The sequence below is a fragment of the Flavobacterium sp. FG19 genome (assembly GCF_057809475.1).
This window is the reverse complement of sequence record NZ_JBMDKA010000022.1, coordinates 1-21,091: the sequence shown is the minus strand read 5'-3', so window position 1 is coordinate 21,091 and position 21,091 is coordinate 1. Positions and strand designations below refer to the sequence as shown.

Genomic DNA, 21,091 nt, shown 5'->3' with positions numbered 1-21,091 from the left:
CTAAAAAGAGTCGTAAAGGGATTCAAATATAGTTAGACAAACCTTATTGCAACATTGTTACAATTCAAATTCATCCGTATTTTGTTCGGTTTGCGTAGTATCTTTTACTACAGCAGGTCTCTGATAACAGTCCACTTTTATAGAAAGATTAGCCGGACGCTCAAACTCTCCTTTAGAAATCTGGAGGTTTTTATCGGCGTAACATTTTTTCATAAAATATCCCCACACTGGTAAAGCTGCCGTTGCACCTTGTCCGTAAGTTAAACTTTTGAAACGTGCTGAACGATCTTCACATCCAACCCAAACTCCGGTAACCAGATTCGGAACCATTCCCATAAACCAGCCGTCAGACTGATTTTGCGTTGTACCGGTTTTACCGGCAATAGGGTTTGTAAACATGTACGGATAACCTGTCCAGCGGTTATCTCCGCTTCCTCCGCCCTGCGTACGCAAACGTACACCAGAACCACTTTCGGTAACTCCCTGAAGTAACTTAATTACGGCAAAAGCAATATCTTTATTTAAAACGTCATGCGATTCCGGAATTGGCTCATAAATAACTTCCCCGCTTTTGTTCTCGATTCGGCTTAAAAACTGTGGTTTTACATACACTCCCTGATTTGCAAATGTACTATATGCAGCCACCATATCTTCCACTGTAATATCAACAGCACCTAAGGCAATTGAAGGCTGTACCGGAATTTCTGTTTTTACTCCTAATTTTTTAGTCAGTTCCACAACCGCTTCAGGGCTTGTTCTGTCAATTAATTTAGCCGAAACCGTATTGATCGAAGCTGCTAAGGCCTGTTTCAAAGTAACCATACCGCGATATCTGTAGTCAGAGTTTCTTGGTTCCCAGTCTGCTGTTACATGGTGACGCCCTTTATGAATCATAAACGGACCATCTAAAATAGAATCACAAGGCGACATATTTAACTCTTCGATTGCGGTTGCATAAACGAAAGGTTTAAAAGTAGACCCCACCTGTCTTGCTCCCTGTCCTACGTGATCGTACTGAAAATATTTATAATTAATACCTCCAACCCAAGCTTTAATAGCTCCGGTCTGAGGTTCCATCGCCATTAAACCTGACTGTAGAAAGTGTTTGTAATAGCGAATAGAATCCATTGGTGTCATTACCGTATCACGTTCTCCTTTCCAGGTAAAAACACGCATTTTCGTTTTCACTTTAAAAGAAGCAATAATATCCTCTTCGCTTTTATCCATTTCTTTCATCTGAGCCCAGCGAACCGAGTTTTTCATCGCCTGCATCATAATTCTTTCGGTTTCGGCCTGTGTAATATTGACGAAAGGGGCATTTTTATTGTTTTTCTGTTCAATAAAAAACTGCTGCTGCAGGTTTTGCATATGTGCTGCAACGGCTTCCTCTGCATACGACTGCATTCTTGAATCTATTGTAGTATAAATTTTAAGCCCATCTTTGTAGATATCGTAGTCAGATCCGTCTGGCTTTTTGTTTTCGGCAACCCATTTCTTCATGTAATCACGAAGATATTCTCTAAAATAAGTGGCCATTCCTTCACGGTGGCTCTCTAATTTAAACTTTAAAGCTATTGGTAATGCCTGATACTTTTCTTTTTCAGCCTTAGTAATCATCTTGGCTTTTACCATCTGTCCCAAAACAACATCACGGCGGTTTTTTACTCCAACAGGATTACGAAGCGGATTGTAAAGGGATGAATTGTTAAACATTCCCACTAAAATTGCCGACTCGTCTATGGTTAAGTCTTTAGGGTCTTTGGAAAAATAGGTTTGAGCGGCTGAACTTACACCAACAGCGTAATTTCCGAAGTCATAAACGTTACAGTACATCGCCAAAATCTCATTTTTGGTATATTGCCTTTCCAAACGAATAGCGATAATCCATTCTTTTATTTTTTGCACTATTCTAAAAGGTAAAAAACTGGATCCTCCACGATGAAACAACTGTTTGGCCAATTGCTGTGTTATGGTACTCGCTCCTCCATTGGTTCCCAGCGAAAAAGCAGCACGTAAAGTTCCACGACCGTCAATTCCCGAATGTTCATAAAAACGGGCATCTTCAGTTGCAACTAAAGCATCTACCAGATTTTTAGGTAAATCTGAATATTTAAGCTGTGATCTGTTCGTTTTGAAATATTTACCAATTACAACTCCATCCGAAGAAATAATTTCTGTAGCAAGGTTTGAATCCGGATTCTCTAAATCTTCAAACGAAGGCATAGAACCAAATACCCCCCAGGAGGCAAATAAAAAGAAGGCCAGAACACCTAATAACGAATAGGCAAAAATTCTCCAGAATTTCTTTTTGTAGTAATTAATATCCTTAACGGTATTGTTTTGATTGTTTTTTTTAGCAGCCATAACTATTTTCTAATCTAATCTTTTTGTTCTATTCTAAAACCTACATCTGTAATACCTTCCAGAGCTTCTACACCAGGAATTTTTCCGGATTCCCTAAGAGCCTGTTTGATATGAACTTTGTATTGTCCTTTAAACTTTACATTCTCCTTGTAATACAGTTTACTTTCTTTAATATCAGTAAATCCGTTCCCCATAAGGCTTCCGTCCGGATTGGCCATCTGATATTCGAGTGTGTCTACTTTTGTAAAACCGCTTGGTGTTTCCATAGCGACAATCAAAAATAAATTATTGAAAGGATAATTGTTGTTATCTCTGAGATTTACAAACAAATTATATCTTTTAGTAGAATCTAAAACCGGCAGGTCGAAAGTAACAATGCTGTCTTTGTGCCAGGCACTTCCAACAGATTTGTACTCGTCGAATACTCTTTTTTTATCACACGAAAAAAAAAGTATCGCGGCCAAAACAAGAATCCCGCTATTTTTTATTCTCATTTCTATTGTTATTTATAGGTTTCTTAGGTTCAGCTGATTTGTTTTCATTAGAATTCTGCTTATTCGGGTGATTTCCTTTATTCGAATTATTATGCTTGTTCTTATGATTTTTGTTTGGATTTTGTTTGTTCTGCTGATTTTGATTTGGATTACCTCCGCCCTGTTTATTGTTATTATTAGCCTGTTTTGGTTTTGCAGGAGTCTCCACAGCTGCAGCTTCAGCAGTCTGTTTGCGTTTACGATTGTTTTTCTTCTTTCTTTTTGGCTGGTCAAAACGGGTTAAACTCTCCTGCCCCATAGCATTATTGAAATCTTTTTCCGGTTCTGAAGTTACCTCAATCGCAAAATCTTCTAATGAAGAGACTTTGTTTTTTTGTTTGTTCTCGGCTATAATTTCTTTTACCTGATCAATTTTCAAAACGTGCCAGTTCGCAAAATTATTAGTATAAGCAAACCACATCAAACCTTTAAAAATATCTTGTTTCTGGCATACTGCATCGCCTTTTTCGGTAATCAGTTTGGTATCGTAATCCGGAAAATCCTTCAGGGCATCCATATACGTATCTAACTCGTAATTCAGACAGCATTTTAGTTTACCACACTGACCCGCTAATTTTTGCGGATTTAAAGATAACTGCTGGTAACGTGCCGCCGAAGTATTTACACTTCTGAAATCGGTCAGCCAGGTCGAACAGCAAAGCTCACGTCCGCAGGAACCTATTCCCCCTAAACGAGCCGCTTCCTGACGGAAACCAACTTGTTTCATCTCGACTCTGGTACTGAATTCTTTAGCAAAGTCTTTAATCAGCATTCTAAAATCGACACGATCGTTTGCTGTGTAGTAAAAAGTAGCTTTAGAACCGTCTCCCTGGAATTCAATATCCGAGATTTTCATTTCCAGTTTATGCTGGATAGCCAGTTCACGTGCACGAACTTTCATAGGTTCTTCGCGGTCACGAGCCACAGACCAGATGTCTATATCTTTTTGAGATGCTTTTCTGTAAATCTTTGGAACTTCATTACTATCCGGATTAACTCCTTTTTTCTTCATTTGAATCTTAACCAATTCTCCTGTCAGAGTAACAATTCCAATATCATGTCCCGGTGAGGCAACAGTAGCAACAATATCACCAATACTTAAAGTTAATTTTTCTGAATTTCTAAAAAATTCCTTACGTCCGTTTTTAAAACGAACCTCAACACAATCAAAAATCGCCTCTCCATTGGACGGGCTCATGTTCGAAAGCCAGTCAAAAACCGTCAATTTATTGCAGCTGTCGGTGCCGCAAGTCCCATTATTTTTACAACCTTTTGGTGCGCCGCCATCTGAGGTTGAACAACTTGTACATGCCATAAGTATATATGTAGTGCTGCCAAAACGCAGCTTAAGTTCATAAACGTTTGATCGGTAAAGATAGTATTTTTTTTATTTTGCTATTTATAGATTAAATCTAAAGGGTTGTTAAATAAAAAAATGCCTCGTTATCTACAAATGATTCGTACCAAAATTGCTGTTAGTTCGTTTTTTTTATTAGAAACCGGCCTAAAAAACACATCAAAAATCTTATTCTGTCAATTTTATAACACAAACAGACATTTTTAATTTTAATTCTGAAATATATTTATCGATTTTATGTTTTATCTTACAACTCCGTTTTTACTTTTTTAATTTTAGAAGGCTAAACGGTATAATTCAATCTTTATCCATCACTTTAATATTTTTTACATGCACACACAGAACATTATCGAACAGTACATTTTTCAGGGAAATCTTGACGCTGCCCGGGAAGCTATTAAAAATGGGGAACCTTTTTCCGAGCAATATCTAAAAAACAATTTCTCGCAGATCACTGCCAAAATCATAGAGGCAAAAGCGATCGATCTCATAGAAGTCTTAATAAAATCCGGTTTTATTGAAACCGATATCTACGAACTGGACAGTTTTGACAAATCAATATTCAATCCTCTTTCCAGAAATATCAAAAATGATGATGCATCTCTTTCTTTCTTCAAAGAAATCCTATCAAAAGTCGATAATGTAAATGACGAAATCAGCGATCAGACGTTATTGGGATACTTCATCGAGAAAGAAGCCGTTCCGGAAGTCATTAAAATCTTAATAGAAGACTTCGGCTGTAATGCCAATTACAAAAGCAATTCACAAGAAAATCTAATCCATAAAATCGTTAATAATTATTCTTTGAATGCTGAAAAAGGTACAGCGTATATTAAAACCCTTCTTGAAAACGGAGTTGATATCAATGATAAAAATGTAGTCGGTACAACGCCTTTGATGTATGCCATTAAAAGACATAAAAAAGAATACATTCCGATGTTATTAGAAAACGGAGCTGATCCAAATGAAAAAGACAATCAGGAAAACAGTTCATTTTATTATGCTGTAGGCGAGCAATTTTCGATTCCGATGTACGAAATTCTGGCCGAATCTTCATCAGCTGATTTCAACAGTATCAACAAAGACGGAAGAACTTTACTAACCGAATTTATCCGAATGATGTCTGATTCTGAATATGATTTAAACTCTTTACAACGATTATTATCAGATGGTGCCGACTTAAACCACTGCGCTACCTATTACGGAAATCCAAAATCGGGTATTGATTATATTGCTGAAAAAAAATCAGGTATTTTAAAATCGGCATTAGACAGTGGAAGCATTGATGTTAACGAACAAGACAACGAAGGAAATACCATTTTACACAAAGTCTGCGGGTATAATGTGAATTATGATGCGGAAGCAGCGAAAGAAATCTACCGAAAAGTAAAATTACTTTTGGAGAATGGAGCTGATAAAGAGATTACCAACGATAAAGACGAAACGGCTCTTACGCTTGCTTCTACAGATAATTTGAAAGTAAAAACTGTTGAGCTTTTAATGAAAACTTAAACTTATCCAGATGGTTTAATAAAAAACAATTTAAACACATAGAAACATAGATTTTTATTTGTGAATAAAAGAAGTTAGAAAGAAACTAGTTTCTCACACATAGAAAAGCTATGTGAATTTATGCAAGTGAAACGCCTTTTTTAATCTTCAATAAGCTATGTTTCTATGTGTTAAAAAAGTTTAAGCCACAGATTCAAAAGATTAAAATTAAAAATCTGCGAGATCTGCAAAATCTGCGAGAAAAAAATAAACACATAGAAACATAGATTTTTGTTTGTGAATATTAAAGAAGTTAGAAAGAAACTAGTTTCTCACACATAGAAAGCTATGTGAATTTATGTAAGTGAAACGCCTTTTTTTAAGTTACCAAAGAACTATGTTTCTATGTGTTTAAAAATAATTATATAAAAACGAAGATTCTATGTCAATGTCATTTATAATTGCCTGCGAAAACGGCAACCGAAAAATAGCTGAATTACTACTTCAAAACAAAGAAGTAGATGTAAAATATACCGATGAACTTGGAAGAACGGCCCTTCATTATGCTGCTCACAGAGGTTATCTGGATATTGTAAAAATATTATGCGAAGATGGTGCCGATATTGATTATGAAGATCATGCGGGAGAAACACCTTTGTTCTTTGCCTGTCTTCAAAAACAAAAACAGACTGCATTGTATCTTTTGGAAAACGGAGCCAAAATCGAAATCAATGATAAAAACGGTAACAGCCTGTTACACTTGACTGTACAGACAGCTCAAGTTGAAATTGCAACAAAGTTGCTTGAAGCAGGGGTTGATGTTAATCTATTGAATAACAATGGCGAAACACCACTTTTACTGGCATCGGCCAGATTAAACAGAGAAATTATACAATTGCTTCTAGACAAAGGTGCCGATATTAATGCGACCGATAAACAAGGCAATACGCCATTGCTTTATGCTTGTTATACCAAATCATTACCAATGGTAACTTTACTTTTGGACAATGGTGCCGATGTGAATCATGCCAATCATTCGGGCGAAAATGCACTTTTGATTGCCTGCTACGAAACTAACAGAATGCTGGCAAAATTATTAGTCGAAAGAGGCGCCGATGTATTTACCTCAAACAACAATGGTTATTCTCCAATTTGGTACGCTTGTGCAAATAATCAAAAGGAAATTGTGGCTTTGTTTTTAGAAAATGGCGTTGATGTCAATTACAGCAAACCAGTCGCTGGCGATACTTCGTCTATGAACGATTATTTGGATTGGGTTGTAAGTGCTTCAAACATTTCCAACGATTCGAGTTTTACATTAAACAGCAGTTACAATTACGGCGGAGAAAGTCTTTTACACGTTGCCACCAAAAAAGGAAACCTCAGCATGGTAAAACTATTAATTGAAGCCGGAGCAAATATCAATATTCAGGACGAATCTGGAAATACACCTTTGCATTACAGTGCTGCAAACGGAAAGAAAGATGTAGTAAAATATCTTCTTGACAACAAAGCCGATGCCTCAATCGTAAACGTTAAGGAACAAAAAGCAATTGATTATTCGAATGTGAAAGGTTTTAATGAAATCACAGAACTGATTCTTAAATATGCACCTTCAGGAACGGTTGTAACGCCAATTCAAACCAAAACGGAAGAACCCGCAACATCAGATGCAGGGAATTCGATGGAAGCCAAAAAGAAAGCCTTACTGGATTTGAAAGAGCTTTTAGATGCCGGAATTTTGACTTCGGAGGAATTTGATACGGAAAAAAGTAAAATCTTAAAAGGATAAAAATAACAACTCATTGGGTTCAATTAATTCAAACACATAGAAACATAGATTTAGGGTACCGTCAAAGGCGTTTCACTTTATTAAAACAAACATAGTTTGCTATGTGTTAGAAACTGGTTTCTTTTTAATCCCCTTTTTAAAATAAAATCTATGTTTCTATGTGTTGAATAAAAAAACATGAATTACACCCAACATCTTAAAAACAATAAAATATGACAACCCAAATTAAAACAATCATTACCAATCTGGAACAATACATTCAAAAAGCATACGAAACGGGAGATAAATATGAATTTATAGACCCTGCTTATGAAATCCGTGACGAATTGGAAGCGATGGAAGATAATTTCAACACAATAGAACCCATTTTTGAACTGATTGAACGTAGTCCTGATATAGATTATGGTGGGCCTGGCCCATTAGGCAGTTTTATGGAAAACCATTATAAAAACGGATACGAAGAATTGCTTTTACAATCTATTGAACGTAAACCGACAGAATATACTTTGGGCTTATTACATCGTCTGATAAACGATGATAATCATCCTGAACATCAAAAATATCTGGACGTAATGAAGAGTATTTCTCTAAATACAGAATACCCGCAAAACATTATCGATAATGCAAAAGATAGTTTGACCTATTTTGAATAGCATGGAAGAAAATGGCTAAATTTTAAAATAAATAATAAAATCTTAAAAGGATAAATAATACAATGAATAAAATCTTAAATACCACAATCCTGTTTTTAGTAGTAACCGTTGCAAGTTTGGTTTCCAGCTCTTGTACAAACCTTTCGCCGGAAAAAACTTTTGAAATAGCGGCGTTAAACTCGAATTTATTATCCCGTTTTGGAGGTAAAGAAATTAATGAAAAATTAAAGTCGGAACCACAAGTATATGATGAGAGCCAGAAAAAAATGATTCCTTCTTCTTACTACGATTATTTTAAATATGATATTTCTAACTTAGAAATCCGATTAAAAAGTATCGCAGAAATAACAGAAGACGATGACAATAAAGAACTGCTTCAGGCATCAAAAGACCTTTTTAAGTATGCTATAGCAAAACAAAAAGAAGGTTATTTACCCATTGCGAAACTAAAAGATGAAAAAGCTTCTCCAGAACAAATAGAAAAAGCAATCGCAAATTTTGATGCCTCGACTCAAAACGATATTGATGCTAAGTTCTCAAAACTGATGAATACTGCTAAAGCTTATGTTGAAAAACATAACATTAATGCCAAAATAGGAATTTAAAGATAAATGGTTTTAAAAAAGCAATCTGAATAAATGGCTAAGAAAAAGAAAACACTACCTAAAAATTTCAATGAATTAATTGAGAAGAAAGACATTGAAGCTTTAAAAGCTGTATTTGATACCTGCGAATTAGAAGCCAGAGGCGGGTACGGAAAAACGACAGCGTTAAGTTTTTGGGGTATTCCAGATGAACTTATACATTGGCTGGTACAAAACGGTGCAGATTTAGAGGCGGTCGATACTTATAATCGCACTGCATTACATCAAAATGCAATGATACGCACTGGAAAGGTTTCTACTTTATTAGAACTCGGTTCAAATGTACATGCCATCGACAATTATGGAGATACTCCTTTACATTTTGCAAGCGGTAGTGGCTATAATGCTGATGCCGTTAAAAAACTGATTGAATATGGAGCAGATACCAATGCGTTGAATAAAAGCAAACAAACTCCTTTGGAACGTGCTTTGCTTAGAGCAAGCAACATAAACCTTGTAAATCTGGTCGAAATATCAAAAATACTTTTAACACCAAATATGGAAATAACGCAAACCATGAAAGATGCAGTTACCCGAAGAGGAGAAGATTTTGAATTTCACAGAGAAAACTTCAATAAAGATTATTTAGCAGAAACAGACCATGCGTTATCTGAACTTTATAAAATGTACAATGTCGCGCCTGTTAAAAAACGTATTATGCATGACGGTGTATCTCCGATTTTGGTAACTGGCACAACATGGGAAAAACAATACGAAGAACTATGGGAACTCTTAGTACCGTCAAAAGGCAGTTCAACAACCGTACAAGGCGAAGTAGTTCGAATTGCCGGAAAAGTGAGAGATGAAATATACCGAAATGGCGGTGGAAACTGGAATATCGATTTTAAAAAAATGTTGGATGCTTTTTTTATCCATTTGTCTTCCAATGATTCATTGTCTCATAACGAACTTGAAAAAGCCGATATAATTATAAAAGATATTCGCAAAAATGGAGATGGTGAAACCGATGACCTTAATTTTTTATGCGAACTGGCCACTAAATGGGTTCTGGCCAATACAAAACCGATATTACTTGATAAACCAAACTATAAAAGATAGAACCTTAGTGGGACAAACCTCAAAAATAGTAAAGAGGAACTTCCTCCAATATTTTTAGTTTACAGCGATATCTATTGGTTAAATGATATTTTCATTTTGCTCTATTTTAAAATAATCATAGCAAAATGCACAACAGCAAACAAAAATTAGAAACATGAAAGCAAAATTCATTTTTATAATTACAATAATAACTGTATTAACTTCATGTAACAAAAGGAACACAATTGTTGTTTCAGCAAAAATGCCTGCTGATACTACAAAAACAGAAAGTTATTTCAACTCTGATACCACGCTGTTTGCCAAAGGACACATATTCAACATTGCAATTATTGACCCTAATTTAGAAAAAAGTGATACGCTTTTGGTTCAGGTTAAGAGGGATTCTTTGATAATTTTCAAAACCTATATTGACAAAGGAGGACTTTATAATCAGGAATTTATAGATTTTAATAATGATGGTTATTTTGATATCCTGTTTTCTCGCAGAGCACAAGGTGGTGGCGAAAATGAACTTTATTTGTATGATTCTTTAAAAAATACTTTTGTAAAATCCAGAGGTTTTGGGCGTATCAGCGAGCCAGTTCAACTAAAATCCAATCCCAATTATTGGTACAGCTATTCCCGGGCTGGCTGTGCTGATCTGAACTGGACAAGCGAATTGTTTACTTTCAAAAATTTTGAAACCCTTGTAGTAGGTTATATCTATGGAAAAGGTTGTGACGATGAAGAAGACCCACAGAGTATTGAAATCTCAAAGGTGCTTAACAATGATGAAGAAAATTTGAAACTGATAAAGAAACTTCCTTATTCCGTCTTAGATTCTAATGCAGACAAATGGAGTTTCATCAAAGAATATTGGAACAAAAACTATCAGAAATTCAAACGATAATAAATTTAAAATGTATTTGATGCAAGTCAGGATTTGAAAGTTTGTGTGGACTTAATAAACGACTAAACAGAAAACACATACGATTAACCAACAACATTTCAGGAGACAGTAAAATTTAAAAGAGTACATCATTATGACCGAAAGAATTAAAGAAATCAGTAAAGTATTGGGTCAAGCAATTAGCAAAAGTGGTAAATTTTATTTTGAACACTATCTCCCTTCAAAAGTTGCTGAACCGTTGTTTGAAAAAGCAGACGAAATGTTGAATCTGGCCATTTTAGATTTTCCAAATTCAGCCCATTTTTATCGCATGAAATCCCAGTTGAAAACCTATACAATGGATTACAAAGAAGCGATTTCACTGTTAGAAAAAGCGATTGAATTAGAAGGTAAGCCAAAAGATAAAGGCTTACTTCAGGAATTAAATACGCACAAAGATATTGTTAAGCCACAACCCAAAATCAAGAAATCAAAAGGAATAGTAGCCGGTAGAGAAATGCCTTATTTTAAATTTCATCCCAATCCTGTTGAAACAGGTGTTTTTGAGTCGGATAATGTTATCATATGCGACTGTTGTGCAAAAGAAACTCCCATTTACTATACAGGCCCATTTTATAGTGTAGAAAATATAGACGCACTTTGCCCTTGGTGTATTTCGAGCGGAAAAGCTTCAAAAAAATTTGATGGGGAATTTCAGGACTATGCAAGTATCGAAGGTATTTCAGCCGACCCGTCGACCTCTAATATTATAAACTACAAAAAAGAGAATTTGATTGAATTGACAGAAAGAACGCCTGCATACAGCAGTTGGCAACAAGGTTATTGGCTTGGACATTGTGACGATTTATGTGCTTTTGTAGGTTATGTCGGTTGGGCAGAAATAGAAGACAAACTAGACGAATTTGTTGATTTGGATAGTGATTGCACAGAATTTGGACTAAAGAAAGAAGATTTGCCAAAAGTCCTGAAAAATAACGGTTCCTGTCAAGGATATTTATTTCAATGTTTAACCTGTAAAAAATATAGACTGTACTTTGATTTTGACTGACAAGAAAACAACATTCAAAATGCAGCTTACCTTCTGCTCTCCCGCTGGTGCGAGCATCTTGCTCGTACCCATAAACACAAAGAGAACCGGCAAAGAATAAAAAAAGAGACTTTAAAAGTCTCTCTATAAAATCAATATATCTTTATAAATAATTACTTATTGATTAATTTTTCAAGCCTTATCATCATATCCTCTTTCTCTTTTAGCATACGCTCGTACAGGGCAATTTTTTCTTCGTGTAGTTTTTTTATTTCTTCAACAGTATTAATGTTAAAAGTTGAATTAGGATTTCCAACACAAGCATTGCTAAAAGCATGGTCACCAAATGTATTTGATATAAAACTTACGGCCTTTTCTTCATCAAAATTCTGAAAAGCTTCAACAGGGATTTTTAATATAGCCGAAATTTGTTTCAGCAGGTTTTCTTCAATTACCTCTTTTTGTTCCAGTATCGAAATTTTCTTTTGACTCCATTCTTCTCCCAGATCATAAGCCAAAGCTTCCTGCTTGATGTTAAGCATTTCTCTAAAACGTTTTACGTTTCTTCCCTGATGTATTTTCTGTTCCATAATGAATGTTCGTTTTCTAAAAACTCAAAAATAAAGCGATTTGGATTAAAAATCCTGAGTTTCAAAGATAAGAAAATATACGGTTAAATTTATTTTTGTAAGATATTGTATCTGATTTATTTGCTTTTTTAGTTCCCTCGCCATTGTGATCATCTTGCTATTACTTATACACATAAAGAGAATCGACAAAGAATAAAACCACTCAAAATAAACCCCCTTATCTAATGTTTTTTAAGTGTTAGTTACCGGGTTTATATGTATTTGTCCTCCAACGGCTTTCAAGACTTTTAGTATTGTTGAAAACTGTGGCTTGGCACCTTCTGACAATGCTTTGTACAGACTTGGTCTGCTCAATCCGGTTTCTTCCGCAATTTTGGTCATACCAATTGCTTTTGCAATATGTCCAATAGCAGTAACAATTTCAGTGTCATTACCTTCTTCCAAAACTGTATTTAAATATTCGATAATCATTTCATTGTTATCCAAATAATCTGCTATATCAAATTTTGATGTTTCCATTTTTATTTTTTTAATTTTTCCCAAATCTCTTTTGCTTTTTCAATGTCTTTTTGCTGGGTTGATTTATCTCCGCCAATAAGCAGAATAATAACTTTTCCATCAATTTCTTTGAAATATACTCTGTAACCTTTTGCAAAGTTGATTTTCAATTCTCTAATTCCATCTCCAACAGGTTCACAATCTCCAAAATGTTCGTCTTTTTCTAATTTTTGAAGACGATACAAAATTTTTGCTTTTGCTCTCAAGTCATTTAGCTTCTTAAGCCACTTATCAAATTCTATTGTCTTTTCAATAAAGTACATTTTTCAAACTGTATTCATTTGGATACAAACTTATAAAGAATAATTTAATCTTGCAAATTCAGTTTTGACCATTTCACTTTGGTAAAATGACACACAACTCCACACTATAAACCGTTATACACTTGAATTTTTAGGTACCTGAAGCAAATACACAATCCCGATTTTAAAGTGGTCGAATTTCACTACTTTAAATCGTAGGCAGGTTTACCAAGTTTTGTACCTCCTGCTGGTGCGAGCATCTTGCTTGTTACCATAAACACAAAGAGAATTCATAAAGAATAAAATACAAAAACCACTTAGAACAAGTAAGATATTGACTACTTTAGTGGACTTATTATAGGATTCAGACAAAAGCTGAAACGTGACAATTAAAAACAAAAAACTGAATCCCAAAAAATTCATTTAGTAAGAAATATAGAAAACCAACCATGTCAAAAAAAACAACAATTGATATTAACGCTCTTAAAGAAAGCTGGAATAAATGGAAGAATCAAGGTTTGACAAATGATTTTTCAAATCAGATTGTTTTCGAAAACTCTTTTGAATACGATTCTGTGTATCATGAATATTCCTTATTCGAATATTCTAAAAACAGTAACAATACGATTTATGATTTTATTTGTCAATGTTATATTCAGATAGAAGATGATCCTTTTGACGACTGGGAAGATGAGGAAGAAAGAATTAAATTTAAACATTTAGAACCCAAAGAGTTTCTGGAAAGTATACATAATGTATTTAAAAATCGGGACCCAAAAATAACCGAAGCCAGAAAAGAACTAACCGGTCTTATAGATTTAAACACTTCAACTGATATTGTTGTCATTTTTGAATGGTGGAGCTGGTCAACTTATATTATTGAATATGAAGACAAATGGCAGTTTGTTTTCTTATCTTTAAATTGGTGATTTTGTGTTTATGTCCGGAGATTTCAGTGTAATATTCAATGAATAAAAAACACAGCAGGCTTAAAAATCTAACAATGAAGAAATTTATAACAATCTTTCTGCTAACAATCGTAATTTTTACGGTACTCACCTTCTCCACTGCCAGTCTGCAAATGAAAGTAGACGGAAACGACATGTATGGTTTTCCGGCTTCGTTCTATGTTTTGTATGGCGGAATGGACGTGCCCGCTCCAAATGCAGAAGTGACGAGGTTTATTTTCCTAAACTTAGTATTTGATATTGTAGTTGCTTTTATATTGGCGGTTATTAGTTTGATGGTTTGTCAGAAAGTAACAAAGAAATTCTTTAAAAAATAAACCTCATAAAACATCATAATGAATACATCAAAAAACGACAGGGACATTTGTGGAAAATGGATAACGATTGACAATTTCCAAAATTATCCTGCTATTGCAAATGGTTTATATGATCTCTCAGGTGATCATCTTTTAGGATATATCTACATTGATCATGTGGCAGGAATTACGCTAGACGTAATAAAACTATTTAACAGAGTCGATGATACAATAGAATTTACGGATACTTTGTCTGATAAAGAGCTCCGGATTATTATTCGATATGCCCAATTTTCAGAAACCCCTTATCAGCTGATCGAAGATTCTTTTTTGAAAAATCATCAATTAGTAAATCCTTCCGATTTGGGAATCTATGAAAGAAATGATTTAACTGAATTTAGAAACAATCCGAGTTTTGATCATTTAAGAGCCAATGGCTATCCGGATGATATTCAGATATTCTTATTTTCAAAAGATCCTGAAATCAGACCGGAACTGGTTTGGGGCCGTGTCGAGAAATTTTCTGCTACAACCAATATTGGAGCATACCAGTTAATGGTTCAGCCACACCAGCACTCCGGAGTAAACAAAAATGATTTTTTAGGTTTTGCTTTAAGAGAAATTGATGGTACATACAACGCTATGAGCATAATAGATCAGGAAAATACTGCTCCTAAAAATAAACCCTGGTGGAAAATTTGGTAAAGCTTAATTTCAGATAATTTAAATAATCATAATATGTTTAAGCTTTTAACTATACTAAAACAGCACACTGCTTTTTTAGAACATAATCTAAAAGAACTATATCCGCTTCAGAACAAAAGAATCACCTTTGCCTTTGCCCAATTCTATTTCCTGCTGCCTGATGTAACAGAATGTCTGGAAGATCATTTGGGAATAAAAACAACTAAAGAGCAGTTTATTAAAGACTTAGAAAATAATACCACTTGGTATATTAAAGAGGCCTTGGAAAAATATGATGCCGAAACAGATGAATATGCTGATGACTTTGTCGAACTCGAACCTATGGAAGTCAACATCCTGAGCGGACTGGAAAATTGCATTTATAGTCTGGAAAAACCACAAAATGTTATTTCTAATTTTCTATTGGTTATTGATATCTTAGATTATTATGAAAATTTCTCAGACAACCCCGAATATTGGAACAAACTGCTTAAAGAAGAAATTCAAATTCAAAGGGAAATAACAGAAAGAATGGCAAATGGAGAAATCCCGGAAGAAAGCCAGTACTACGAACGATACAAAAATGTGGATTTTGTATTATAAATTTCCCTTTTAAAAAACCTAAATAGTATAAACCACAATGAAATATTCTTTTTTACTTTTTCTGTTACTATACAATTCTGCATTTTCTCAAACGAGAAAACCCTCAGAATATATGCTTGGTTTTGAGGTTAATCATCCGAAAAAAATTTCAGACTTGGATGAAATTGATTATTCCAAAGGAAAACCAAAATGTGAATTTACACTGAAAGGAAAAATTCCGTTAAAATATACTTTTTATCTCGAAAATGATTCCACAGCGTCATTGCATCAATTTAAAAAAAACAAACTTCAACGTCAGGAAAGTTTATATTATCAGCCTTTTATGTGGCTCTTAGACAATAATGTCGTAATGTCAAATTTTAAAGTAACAGACTTTGATCATGATGGAGATGAAGATTTAGTCTGCTGGGTCTATTCGAATGTAAATACAAACGAATGGACAGTTATTTTTATTAATGACCAAAAACAGCAAAAACTGGTGAGACTTTACAATACAGCTGATGACACTTACATTTGGAACAGACCCATATTTAACAAAAAAACAAAAACTATAGACACAGAGCTTTATGGAAGTGTTTTTGGAACATCTGAAGAAAGCAGTTATAGATTAGAAAATGATCTTACTATTATACCGCTAAAAAAACATTACCAGGATCGAACCGGAAAAAAAATATATGATTATGAATATGTTGGAAAAAACGGAAAATGGAAATTAATATCTAAAACAAAACATTAATCTTAGGAAAACCCTTAGAACCTCAACATTAAATCGATATGAACAAGTGCTTGTTTTTTACAGTAGTGCTTTTAATAGTATTAGGAAACATTAGTTGTAGTAAATCAAAAAATAAAAAAGTAGAAGAACAAAAAACAGTGATTTCAACAGTTAAAGAAAAAATTCCTGAAGAACCAGATTCTACAAAGTTTCTTATTTTTAAAATTAATCCTGCTGATACTTTGAGTGACGGTCTTATTAATTTTACTAAAGAAAGACCAAAGTGTGAATTTGAATTGAAAGGAAAGATTCTCTTAAAATATTATTTCCAATTACAAAGTGATTCGATAGCATCGCTTTATCAATTTAAAAACAACAAATTTCAGTTTCAGGAAAATATAGATTATGAGTCTTTTTTCTGGAATTTTGATGGGGATATAATTACTTCAAGATTCAAAATCAGCGATTTTGACAATGACGGCGACGAAGATCTACTGTGTTGGGTAAGCTCTAATATGAATGGCAACGAATGGACGATTATTTTTATTAATGACCAAAAGAAACAAAAACTCATTAAGCTATACAATACCGTTGACCAAACCTATATTTGGAGCAGACCCGAATTTGACAAAAAAACGAAGACTATAAATACAGAACGTTATGGAAGTGCTTTTGGAACATCAGAAGAAAGTAGCTATAGATTAGAAAATGATTTTACTATAATCCCGCTAAAAAAACACTATGAGGATCGAACCGGAAAACAAATATATGATTATGAGTATGTTGGAAAAAACGGAAAATGGAAATTAATATCCAAAAAACAATTCAAAAATTAAAAGCCAAAATACTATCTGTTTATGAATAAGTTATTTAATGTATTTACAATTATTTTACTGCTTTCAATTGCAAGCTGTAAAAAGACACCAGAAAAAACCGAAGCTGTTCAGGTTTCAGAAATACCTGTCGTTGAAGAAGTTTTTGAAGGAGATACAGCCTCAGTCGATATAAAGAAAAAACCAGAAGATTTTATTCCGAAAGGATATGTTCCTTTTGACACCATTACGGGTGATTTTAATAAAGACGGATTAGAAGATTATATTCTCATCATCAAGGGTACCGATAAAAGTAAAGTCATTACAGACGAATATCGTGGTAAACTAGACCGAAACCGCAGAGGAATTATAGCTTTAATCCACAAAAATAACGGCTACGAACTGGCAGTTAAAAACTACGATTGTTTTTCGTCTGAAAATGAAGAAGGAGGCGTTTACTATGCTCCTGAACTTGACCTCGAAATAAAAAACGGTAAACTATATATTGCCTACCGACACGGCAGATACGGCTATTGGGAATATACTTTTAGATATCAAAACAATGATTTTGAACTGATAGGTTATGATGCCAGCAGTAATCATGGACCAGTTACACTTACCGAAACCAGCATCAATTTCCTGACCCGAAAAAAGATTGTCAATCAGAACGTCAACGAAAACACCTATGACGGTGATGAAATTTTTGAAAAAACGGAAACCAAACTTCCTCCAAACAAACTTCTTAGATTATCCGATATCAGCGATTTCGATGAATTAGATGTATCAGATAACCGATAAAAACCTCATCAATACTAAAAACATGAAAGTAAAGATTTTAATGCTCTTCATTATCTCTGGAATGTTTACTGTAAAGGCACAGAAAGCTTATATAATTAATGATTTCATGAAAGGTTATACTTTGTATTTTATCAGTCATAAAACGGAGTCTGAGACAAAGCAATATTATAAACTCACTGAAAACGAAAGTAAAAAAGCGGTACTTGAGTTTGGTGCAAGTGAACTTTCTACACCAGAAATAAATAAAACAGCCAAAACAGCAACATTTAAAAGTATCACAGATAAAAACATTCAGGTATTAGGTGACGTAAACTTTGATGGCAGACAAGACATTGTAATCCATGAAACGGATATAAACGACGATGGCTGTTATACAGCTCAGGCAACAGCCTATGTTTTTATCAATACACCTGGAAATTTCCTCAGCAGTCCTGATATCAGTCGCTTATACAATGAAGCTTACTGTGTACGGGGAGGTTCATTTGAAATTGATTCTAAAAACAAACGCATTATCACTTCGAGCAGTGGTGGCGCTGCACTTCATGTTTCTTCTTACTATAGTATTTCTGGAATAAAAGTTAAAGAAATAGCCACTTTTGAAGAAAGAGCCGATTCGTTTTCTCCATTTTCAACAATAACGGGCAAAAAATGGAAAGACAACAATTGGGCTTCTTTTTCTTCCTTATCTGTTTATGAACCAGGTTTAGACAAAATTCTTTCTTTCGATACTAAAAACGGAAAAGGTCGGATACTCTTGTTTAAGGTTAAAGATATCCTGTACTATGGTTTTCAACAAAACGACGAATATAAATTTATCTCTTTTGCATATCCGTCCAGTCCTGAAAAAGCAGATAAATCGACTTTTAAATTTAAAAAACAAAATACAGATTATGAACTTGAATTTAACAGTGGCAGTATAAAATATCTAGTTTATGAAACCGCAAATGGAGTCGGAATCAAAATTAATGTCAATGGAAAAATATCTGACTGGCAGGGAAAGAATAAAACTGGAACTTTACAAAAATTAGTCAACAACAAATTTGTTAACGTTACAAATGATTAATTCTAAAACACTCCAATTATAAATTAGGCATAGTATACCTTTTATTTGCGCAATAAGACCTAACAGGTTTTAAAAACCTGTTAGGTCTAACTAGAAGAATCTATATTTTTTAGTAATTACTCTAAGTCTCTTTAACCGTAATAATCTTCACAGGACAGGCTTTTGCCGCCAATTCACAACTCTCAACAATAGTATGATTTGGTGATTTCAACGTAAAAAATCCTTTAGCATTTACAGAATGAATCAAAACCGATTTCCCATCTTTTTTGGACATTTGAAAATGAACCGGATCCATTTCAACGCAATAATTACAGCCAATACATTTATCTCTTTGTAAAGTTATGATAACCATTATGCTTCAACAATTTTATACAGCTTATCAGACATTCTGATTCTGAATGGTAATTTGAAACTACAATCATCGCCTTTTGTTGCTTTATCTCCAGCTGCATCGTTTACAAACATCTCATCAATAATCATTTCCTGAGCTCCTGTGCTTGGTCCCGTAACTAAAATTTTATCCCCTATTTTAATATCATAAGCTTCAATCTTAAACTGACCAACCTCTGCTTTTGGGAAATAATGCGTTCCTTTTCCAACATAAACCTTTTTCTGCGTTGCAATAGAACCTGGAACATCACTCCATTCTCCTAATTCCTGACCTAGATAATAACCCGACCAGAAACCTCGATTGTAAACTGTTTCCAAAGCTTTCATCCATTCTACAGTTTTTTCTTTTGAGAAAGTGCCATCATAATATGCATCAATAGCCTCACGATAGGTTTTGGTTACTGTGGCTACATATTCTGGCGCACGGCCTCGTCCTTCGATTTTTAAAACTTTAATCCCGGAATCAATAACTTGATCTAAGAAATCCAGCGTACATAAATCTTTAGGCGACATCATGTATTCGTTATCCAATTCGATTTCGAAACCAGTTTCCTGATCAATAACGGTATATTTTTTTCGGCAGTTTTGTTTGCAGGCGCCGCGATTCGCAGATGAATTATGCGAATGCAGACTCAAATAACATTTCCCCGAAACCGCCATACACAAAGCACCATGTCCAAAAATTTCGATTTCGACTAAATTCCCGTTTGGCCCTTTGATCTGTTCTTTTTCGATTTGATCTGTAATGTTCTTTACTTGGCGTAAGCTTAATTCTCGGCTTAAAACCATTGTATCGGCAAATAAACTGTAGAATTTAATGGTTTCGATATTGGTAACATTCAACTGTGTTGAAATATGAACTTCCATTCCAATCGATCTTGCCATAGCAATTACTGCTTGATCCGAAGCAATTACGGCTGTAATATTGGCTTCTTTGGCTTTGATCAATAATGTTTTTACAACCGATAAATCATGATCATAAATAATGGTGTTTAACGTAAGATAACTGCGAACGTTTTTGGCTTCACAACGATTGGCAATTTCTTTTAAATCATCAATCGTAAAATTCATTGTCGAACGTGCACGCATATTAAGCTGTTCCACGCCAAAATATACGGAATCACAGCCATTATCTAAGGCAGCCTGAAGCGACTCAAAGTCTCCAGCCGGAGCCATGAGTTCAATTGTATTGTTAATTGTCATTTTTGATTCTATTATTTCAATGAAATGATTTTTCAATCAGTCATTCTAACAATTGGCAAAAATAATGTGGGGGTAGATTAGATTTCTATGATTTATATCATGTTTTATCAAATATAGCTATAGCCCGTGGTTTTAACCACGGGGAATGTATCGTTGAGCATTTATTTAATCCTGCGAAATAAATAATCGTCAAGGATATACATTGTGTTCCTACGGTTGAAACCGCAGGCTATGTTTTCATTTGCGTATTGTTTGTCAAATATAGCCCGTGGTTTCAACCACGGGGAACGTATCGTTGAGCATTCCGATTTAATCCTGCGAAATGAATAATCGTCGAGGACATACGTTGTGTTCCTGCGG

Annotated in this window: 23 protein-coding genes; 15 read left to right on the top strand and 8 right to left on the bottom strand. The window is 34.3% G+C overall.

The features are described 5' to 3' along the window. Window positions 1-57 precede the first annotated feature (57 nt). From ACODST_RS19645 to ACODST_RS19635, 3 genes are read right to left on the bottom strand one after another with little or no spacing between them, the layout of a single operon-like run. On the bottom strand, window positions 58-2,364 hold the full coding sequence (locus ACODST_RS19645) for a penicillin-binding protein 1A (RefSeq protein ID WP_488933786.1): 2,307 nt from the start codon (window positions 2,362-2,364) through the stop codon (window positions 58-60). Window positions 2,365-2,378: 14 nt separating this feature from the next. Then, a complete protein-coding gene (locus ACODST_RS19640) occupies window positions 2,379-2,858 on the bottom strand; it encodes a gliding motility lipoprotein GldH (protein ID WP_488933785.1) in 480 nt (159 codons plus the stop codon). Continuing rightward, the gene (locus ACODST_RS19635) at window positions 2,842-4,212 is read right to left on the bottom strand and encodes a PSP1 domain-containing protein (RefSeq protein ID WP_488933784.1); all 1,371 of its coding nucleotides are present in this window, start codon (window positions 4,210-4,212) and stop codon (window positions 2,842-2,844) included. Before ACODST_RS19635 ends, ACODST_RS19640 begins: the two co-directional genes overlap by 17 nt. 372 nt (window positions 4,213-4,584) lie before the next feature. Here ACODST_RS19635 and ACODST_RS19630 point away from each other — a divergent pair, with 372 nt between their 5' ends. The 7 genes from ACODST_RS19630 to ACODST_RS19600 all read left to right on the top strand — a co-directional run bounded on the left by ACODST_RS19630 (window position 4,585) and on the right by ACODST_RS19600 (window position 11,830). Next, window positions 4,585-5,766, top strand: coding sequence for an ankyrin repeat domain-containing protein (locus ACODST_RS19630; protein WP_488933783.1), 1,182 nt, complete (start codon window positions 4,585-4,587; stop codon window positions 5,764-5,766). Between the two features lie 421 nt (window positions 5,767-6,187). Next, window positions 6,188-7,537 (top strand): ankyrin repeat domain-containing protein, encoded by a 1,350-nt coding sequence (locus ACODST_RS19625; RefSeq protein WP_488933782.1) that lies wholly within the window; start codon window positions 6,188-6,190, stop codon window positions 7,535-7,537. Window positions 7,538-7,749: 212 nt separating this feature from the next. Beyond that, a complete protein-coding gene (locus ACODST_RS19620; RefSeq protein WP_488933781.1) occupies window positions 7,750-8,190 on the top strand; it encodes a hypothetical protein in 441 nt (146 codons plus the stop codon). Window positions 8,191-8,252: 62 nt separating this feature from the next. Next, a complete protein-coding gene (locus ACODST_RS19615; RefSeq protein ID WP_488933780.1) occupies window positions 8,253-8,795 on the top strand; it encodes a hypothetical protein in 543 nt (180 codons plus the stop codon). Between the two features lie 33 nt (window positions 8,796-8,828). Continuing rightward, window positions 8,829-9,893, top strand: a complete 1,065-nt coding sequence (locus tag ACODST_RS19610) for an ankyrin repeat domain-containing protein (RefSeq protein WP_488933779.1) — start codon at window positions 8,829-8,831, stop codon at window positions 9,891-9,893. 154 nt (window positions 9,894-10,047) lie between these two features. Then, the gene (locus ACODST_RS19605) at window positions 10,048-10,782 is read left to right on the top strand and encodes an XAC2610-related protein (RefSeq protein WP_488933778.1); all 735 of its coding nucleotides are present in this window, start codon (window positions 10,048-10,050) and stop codon (window positions 10,780-10,782) included. A gap of 133 nt (window positions 10,783-10,915) precedes the next feature. Then, entirely contained in the window at window positions 10,916-11,830 is a 915-nt protein-coding gene (locus ACODST_RS19600) for a CbrC family protein (protein ID WP_488933777.1), read from the top strand. Between the two features lie 152 nt (window positions 11,831-11,982). On the opposite strand, the gene ACODST_RS19595 is transcribed toward ACODST_RS19600, so the two are convergent. From ACODST_RS19595 to ACODST_RS19585, 3 genes are all read right to left on the bottom strand, one after another. After that, entirely contained in the window at window positions 11,983-12,399 is a 417-nt protein-coding gene (locus ACODST_RS19595) for an XRE family transcriptional regulator (protein WP_488933776.1), read from the bottom strand. A 231-nt stretch (window positions 12,400-12,630) separates the two neighbouring features. Continuing rightward, window positions 12,631-12,918 carry an addiction module antidote protein gene (locus tag ACODST_RS19590; RefSeq protein ID WP_488933775.1) on the bottom strand — a complete coding sequence of 96 codons (288 nt, stop codon included), beginning with the start codon at window positions 12,916-12,918 and terminating at the stop codon, window positions 12,631-12,633. A gap of 2 nt (window positions 12,919-12,920) precedes the next feature. Beyond that, window positions 12,921-13,220, bottom strand: a complete 300-nt coding sequence (locus ACODST_RS19585) for a type II toxin-antitoxin system RelE/ParE family toxin (protein ID WP_488933774.1) — start codon at window positions 13,218-13,220, stop codon at window positions 12,921-12,923. Window positions 13,221-13,648: 428 nt separating this feature from the next. Here ACODST_RS19585 and ACODST_RS19580 point away from each other — a divergent pair, with 428 nt between their 5' ends. The 8 genes from ACODST_RS19580 (at window position 13,649) to ACODST_RS19545 (ending at window position 19,138) form a co-directional block, all read left to right on the top strand. Next, window positions 13,649-14,128 carry a hypothetical protein gene (locus ACODST_RS19580; RefSeq protein ID WP_488933773.1) on the top strand — a complete coding sequence of 160 codons (480 nt, stop codon included), beginning with the start codon at window positions 13,649-13,651 and terminating at the stop codon, window positions 14,126-14,128. A 74-nt stretch (window positions 14,129-14,202) separates the two neighbouring features. Further along, entirely contained in the window at window positions 14,203-14,484 is a 282-nt protein-coding gene (locus ACODST_RS19575; protein WP_488933772.1) for a hypothetical protein, read from the top strand. 18 nt (window positions 14,485-14,502) lie between these two features. Continuing rightward, complete coding sequence (locus ACODST_RS19570) at window positions 14,503-15,168, top strand: hypothetical protein (protein WP_488933771.1); 666 nt, start codon at window positions 14,503-14,505, stop codon at window positions 15,166-15,168. A gap of 33 nt (window positions 15,169-15,201) precedes the next feature. Next, window positions 15,202-15,750 carry a hypothetical protein gene (locus ACODST_RS19565; RefSeq protein ID WP_488933770.1) on the top strand — a complete coding sequence of 183 codons (549 nt, stop codon included), beginning with the start codon at window positions 15,202-15,204 and terminating at the stop codon, window positions 15,748-15,750. Between the two features lie 37 nt (window positions 15,751-15,787). Beyond that, window positions 15,788-16,486 carry a hypothetical protein gene (locus ACODST_RS19560; protein ID WP_488933769.1) on the top strand — a complete coding sequence of 233 codons (699 nt, stop codon included), beginning with the start codon at window positions 15,788-15,790 and terminating at the stop codon, window positions 16,484-16,486. 38 nt (window positions 16,487-16,524) lie between these two features. Next, window positions 16,525-17,301, top strand: a complete 777-nt coding sequence (locus ACODST_RS19555) for a hypothetical protein (RefSeq protein WP_488933768.1) — start codon at window positions 16,525-16,527, stop codon at window positions 17,299-17,301. A gap of 21 nt (window positions 17,302-17,322) precedes the next feature. Continuing rightward, complete coding sequence (locus tag ACODST_RS19550; protein WP_488933767.1) at window positions 17,323-18,075, top strand: hypothetical protein; 753 nt, start codon at window positions 17,323-17,325, stop codon at window positions 18,073-18,075. Between the two features lie 22 nt (window positions 18,076-18,097). Further along, complete coding sequence (locus ACODST_RS19545; RefSeq protein ID WP_488933766.1) at window positions 18,098-19,138, top strand: XAC2610-related protein; 1,041 nt, start codon at window positions 18,098-18,100, stop codon at window positions 19,136-19,138. Between the two features lie 121 nt (window positions 19,139-19,259). Here ACODST_RS19545 and ACODST_RS19540 read toward each other — a convergent pair whose 3' ends face one another. Further along, window positions 19,260-19,490: a ferredoxin gene (locus ACODST_RS19540; protein ID WP_199003158.1), complete on the bottom strand. Its 231-nt coding sequence runs from the start codon at window positions 19,488-19,490 to the stop codon at window positions 19,260-19,262. After that, complete coding sequence (locus tag ACODST_RS19535; protein WP_488933765.1) at window positions 19,490-20,731, bottom strand: peptidase U32 family protein; 1,242 nt, start codon at window positions 20,729-20,731, stop codon at window positions 19,490-19,492. The genes ACODST_RS19540 and ACODST_RS19535 overlap by 1 nt, the downstream gene beginning before the upstream one ends. Between the last annotated feature and the right edge of the window lie 360 nt (window positions 20,732-21,091).

Bases quoted from the DNA above. Each gene is read 5' to 3' on its own strand.
- ACODST_RS19540 (WP_199003158.1), bottom strand. From the start codon at position 19,490: ATGGTTATCATAACTTTACAAAGAGATAAATGTATTGGCTGTAATTAT.
- ACODST_RS19625 (WP_488933782.1), top strand. From the start codon at position 6,188: ATGTCAATGTCATTTATAATTGCCTGCGAAAACGGCAACCGAAAAATA.
- ACODST_RS19550 (WP_488933767.1), top strand. From the start codon at position 17,323: ATGAATAAGTTATTTAATGTATTTACAATTATTTTACTGCTTTCAATT.
- ACODST_RS19635 (WP_488933784.1), bottom strand. From the start codon at position 4,212: ATGGCATGTACAAGTTGTTCAACCTCAGATGGCGGCGCACCAAAAGGT.
- ACODST_RS19620 (WP_488933781.1), top strand. From the start codon at position 7,750: ATGACAACCCAAATTAAAACAATCATTACCAATCTGGAACAATACATT.
- ACODST_RS19610 (WP_488933779.1), top strand. From the start codon at position 8,829: ATGGCTAAGAAAAAGAAAACACTACCTAAAAATTTCAATGAATTAATT.
- ACODST_RS19575 (WP_488933772.1), top strand. From the start codon at position 14,203: ATGAAGAAATTTATAACAATCTTTCTGCTAACAATCGTAATTTTTACG.
- ACODST_RS19615 (WP_488933780.1), top strand. From the start codon at position 8,253: ATGAATAAAATCTTAAATACCACAATCCTGTTTTTAGTAGTAACCGTT.
- ACODST_RS19555 (WP_488933768.1), top strand. From the start codon at position 16,525: ATGAACAAGTGCTTGTTTTTTACAGTAGTGCTTTTAATAGTATTAGGA.
- ACODST_RS19645 (WP_488933786.1), bottom strand. From the start codon at position 2,364: ATGGCTGCTAAAAAAAACAATCAAAACAATACCGTTAAGGATATTAAT.
- ACODST_RS19545 (WP_488933766.1), top strand. From the start codon at position 18,098: ATGAAAGTAAAGATTTTAATGCTCTTCATTATCTCTGGAATGTTTACT.
- ACODST_RS19600 (WP_488933777.1), top strand. From the start codon at position 10,916: ATGACCGAAAGAATTAAAGAAATCAGTAAAGTATTGGGTCAAGCAATT.
- ACODST_RS19585 (WP_488933774.1), bottom strand. From the start codon at position 13,220: ATGTACTTTATTGAAAAGACAATAGAATTTGATAAGTGGCTTAAGAAG.
- ACODST_RS19535 (WP_488933765.1), bottom strand. From the start codon at position 20,731: ATGACAATTAACAATACAATTGAACTCATGGCTCCGGCTGGAGACTTT.
- ACODST_RS19590 (WP_488933775.1), bottom strand. From the start codon at position 12,918: ATGGAAACATCAAAATTTGATATAGCAGATTATTTGGATAACAATGAA.
- ACODST_RS19560 (WP_488933769.1), top strand. From the start codon at position 15,788: ATGAAATATTCTTTTTTACTTTTTCTGTTACTATACAATTCTGCATTT.
- ACODST_RS19580 (WP_488933773.1), top strand. From the start codon at position 13,649: ATGTCAAAAAAAACAACAATTGATATTAACGCTCTTAAAGAAAGCTGG.
- ACODST_RS19640 (WP_488933785.1), bottom strand. From the start codon at position 2,858: ATGAGAATAAAAAATAGCGGGATTCTTGTTTTGGCCGCGATACTTTTT.
- ACODST_RS19595 (WP_488933776.1), bottom strand. From the start codon at position 12,399: ATGGAACAGAAAATACATCAGGGAAGAAACGTAAAACGTTTTAGAGAA.
- ACODST_RS19565 (WP_488933770.1), top strand. From the start codon at position 15,202: ATGTTTAAGCTTTTAACTATACTAAAACAGCACACTGCTTTTTTAGAA.
- ACODST_RS19605 (WP_488933778.1), top strand. From the start codon at position 10,048: ATGAAAGCAAAATTCATTTTTATAATTACAATAATAACTGTATTAACT.
- ACODST_RS19630 (WP_488933783.1), top strand. From the start codon at position 4,585: ATGCACACACAGAACATTATCGAACAGTACATTTTTCAGGGAAATCTT.
- ACODST_RS19570 (WP_488933771.1), top strand. From the start codon at position 14,503: ATGAATACATCAAAAAACGACAGGGACATTTGTGGAAAATGGATAACG.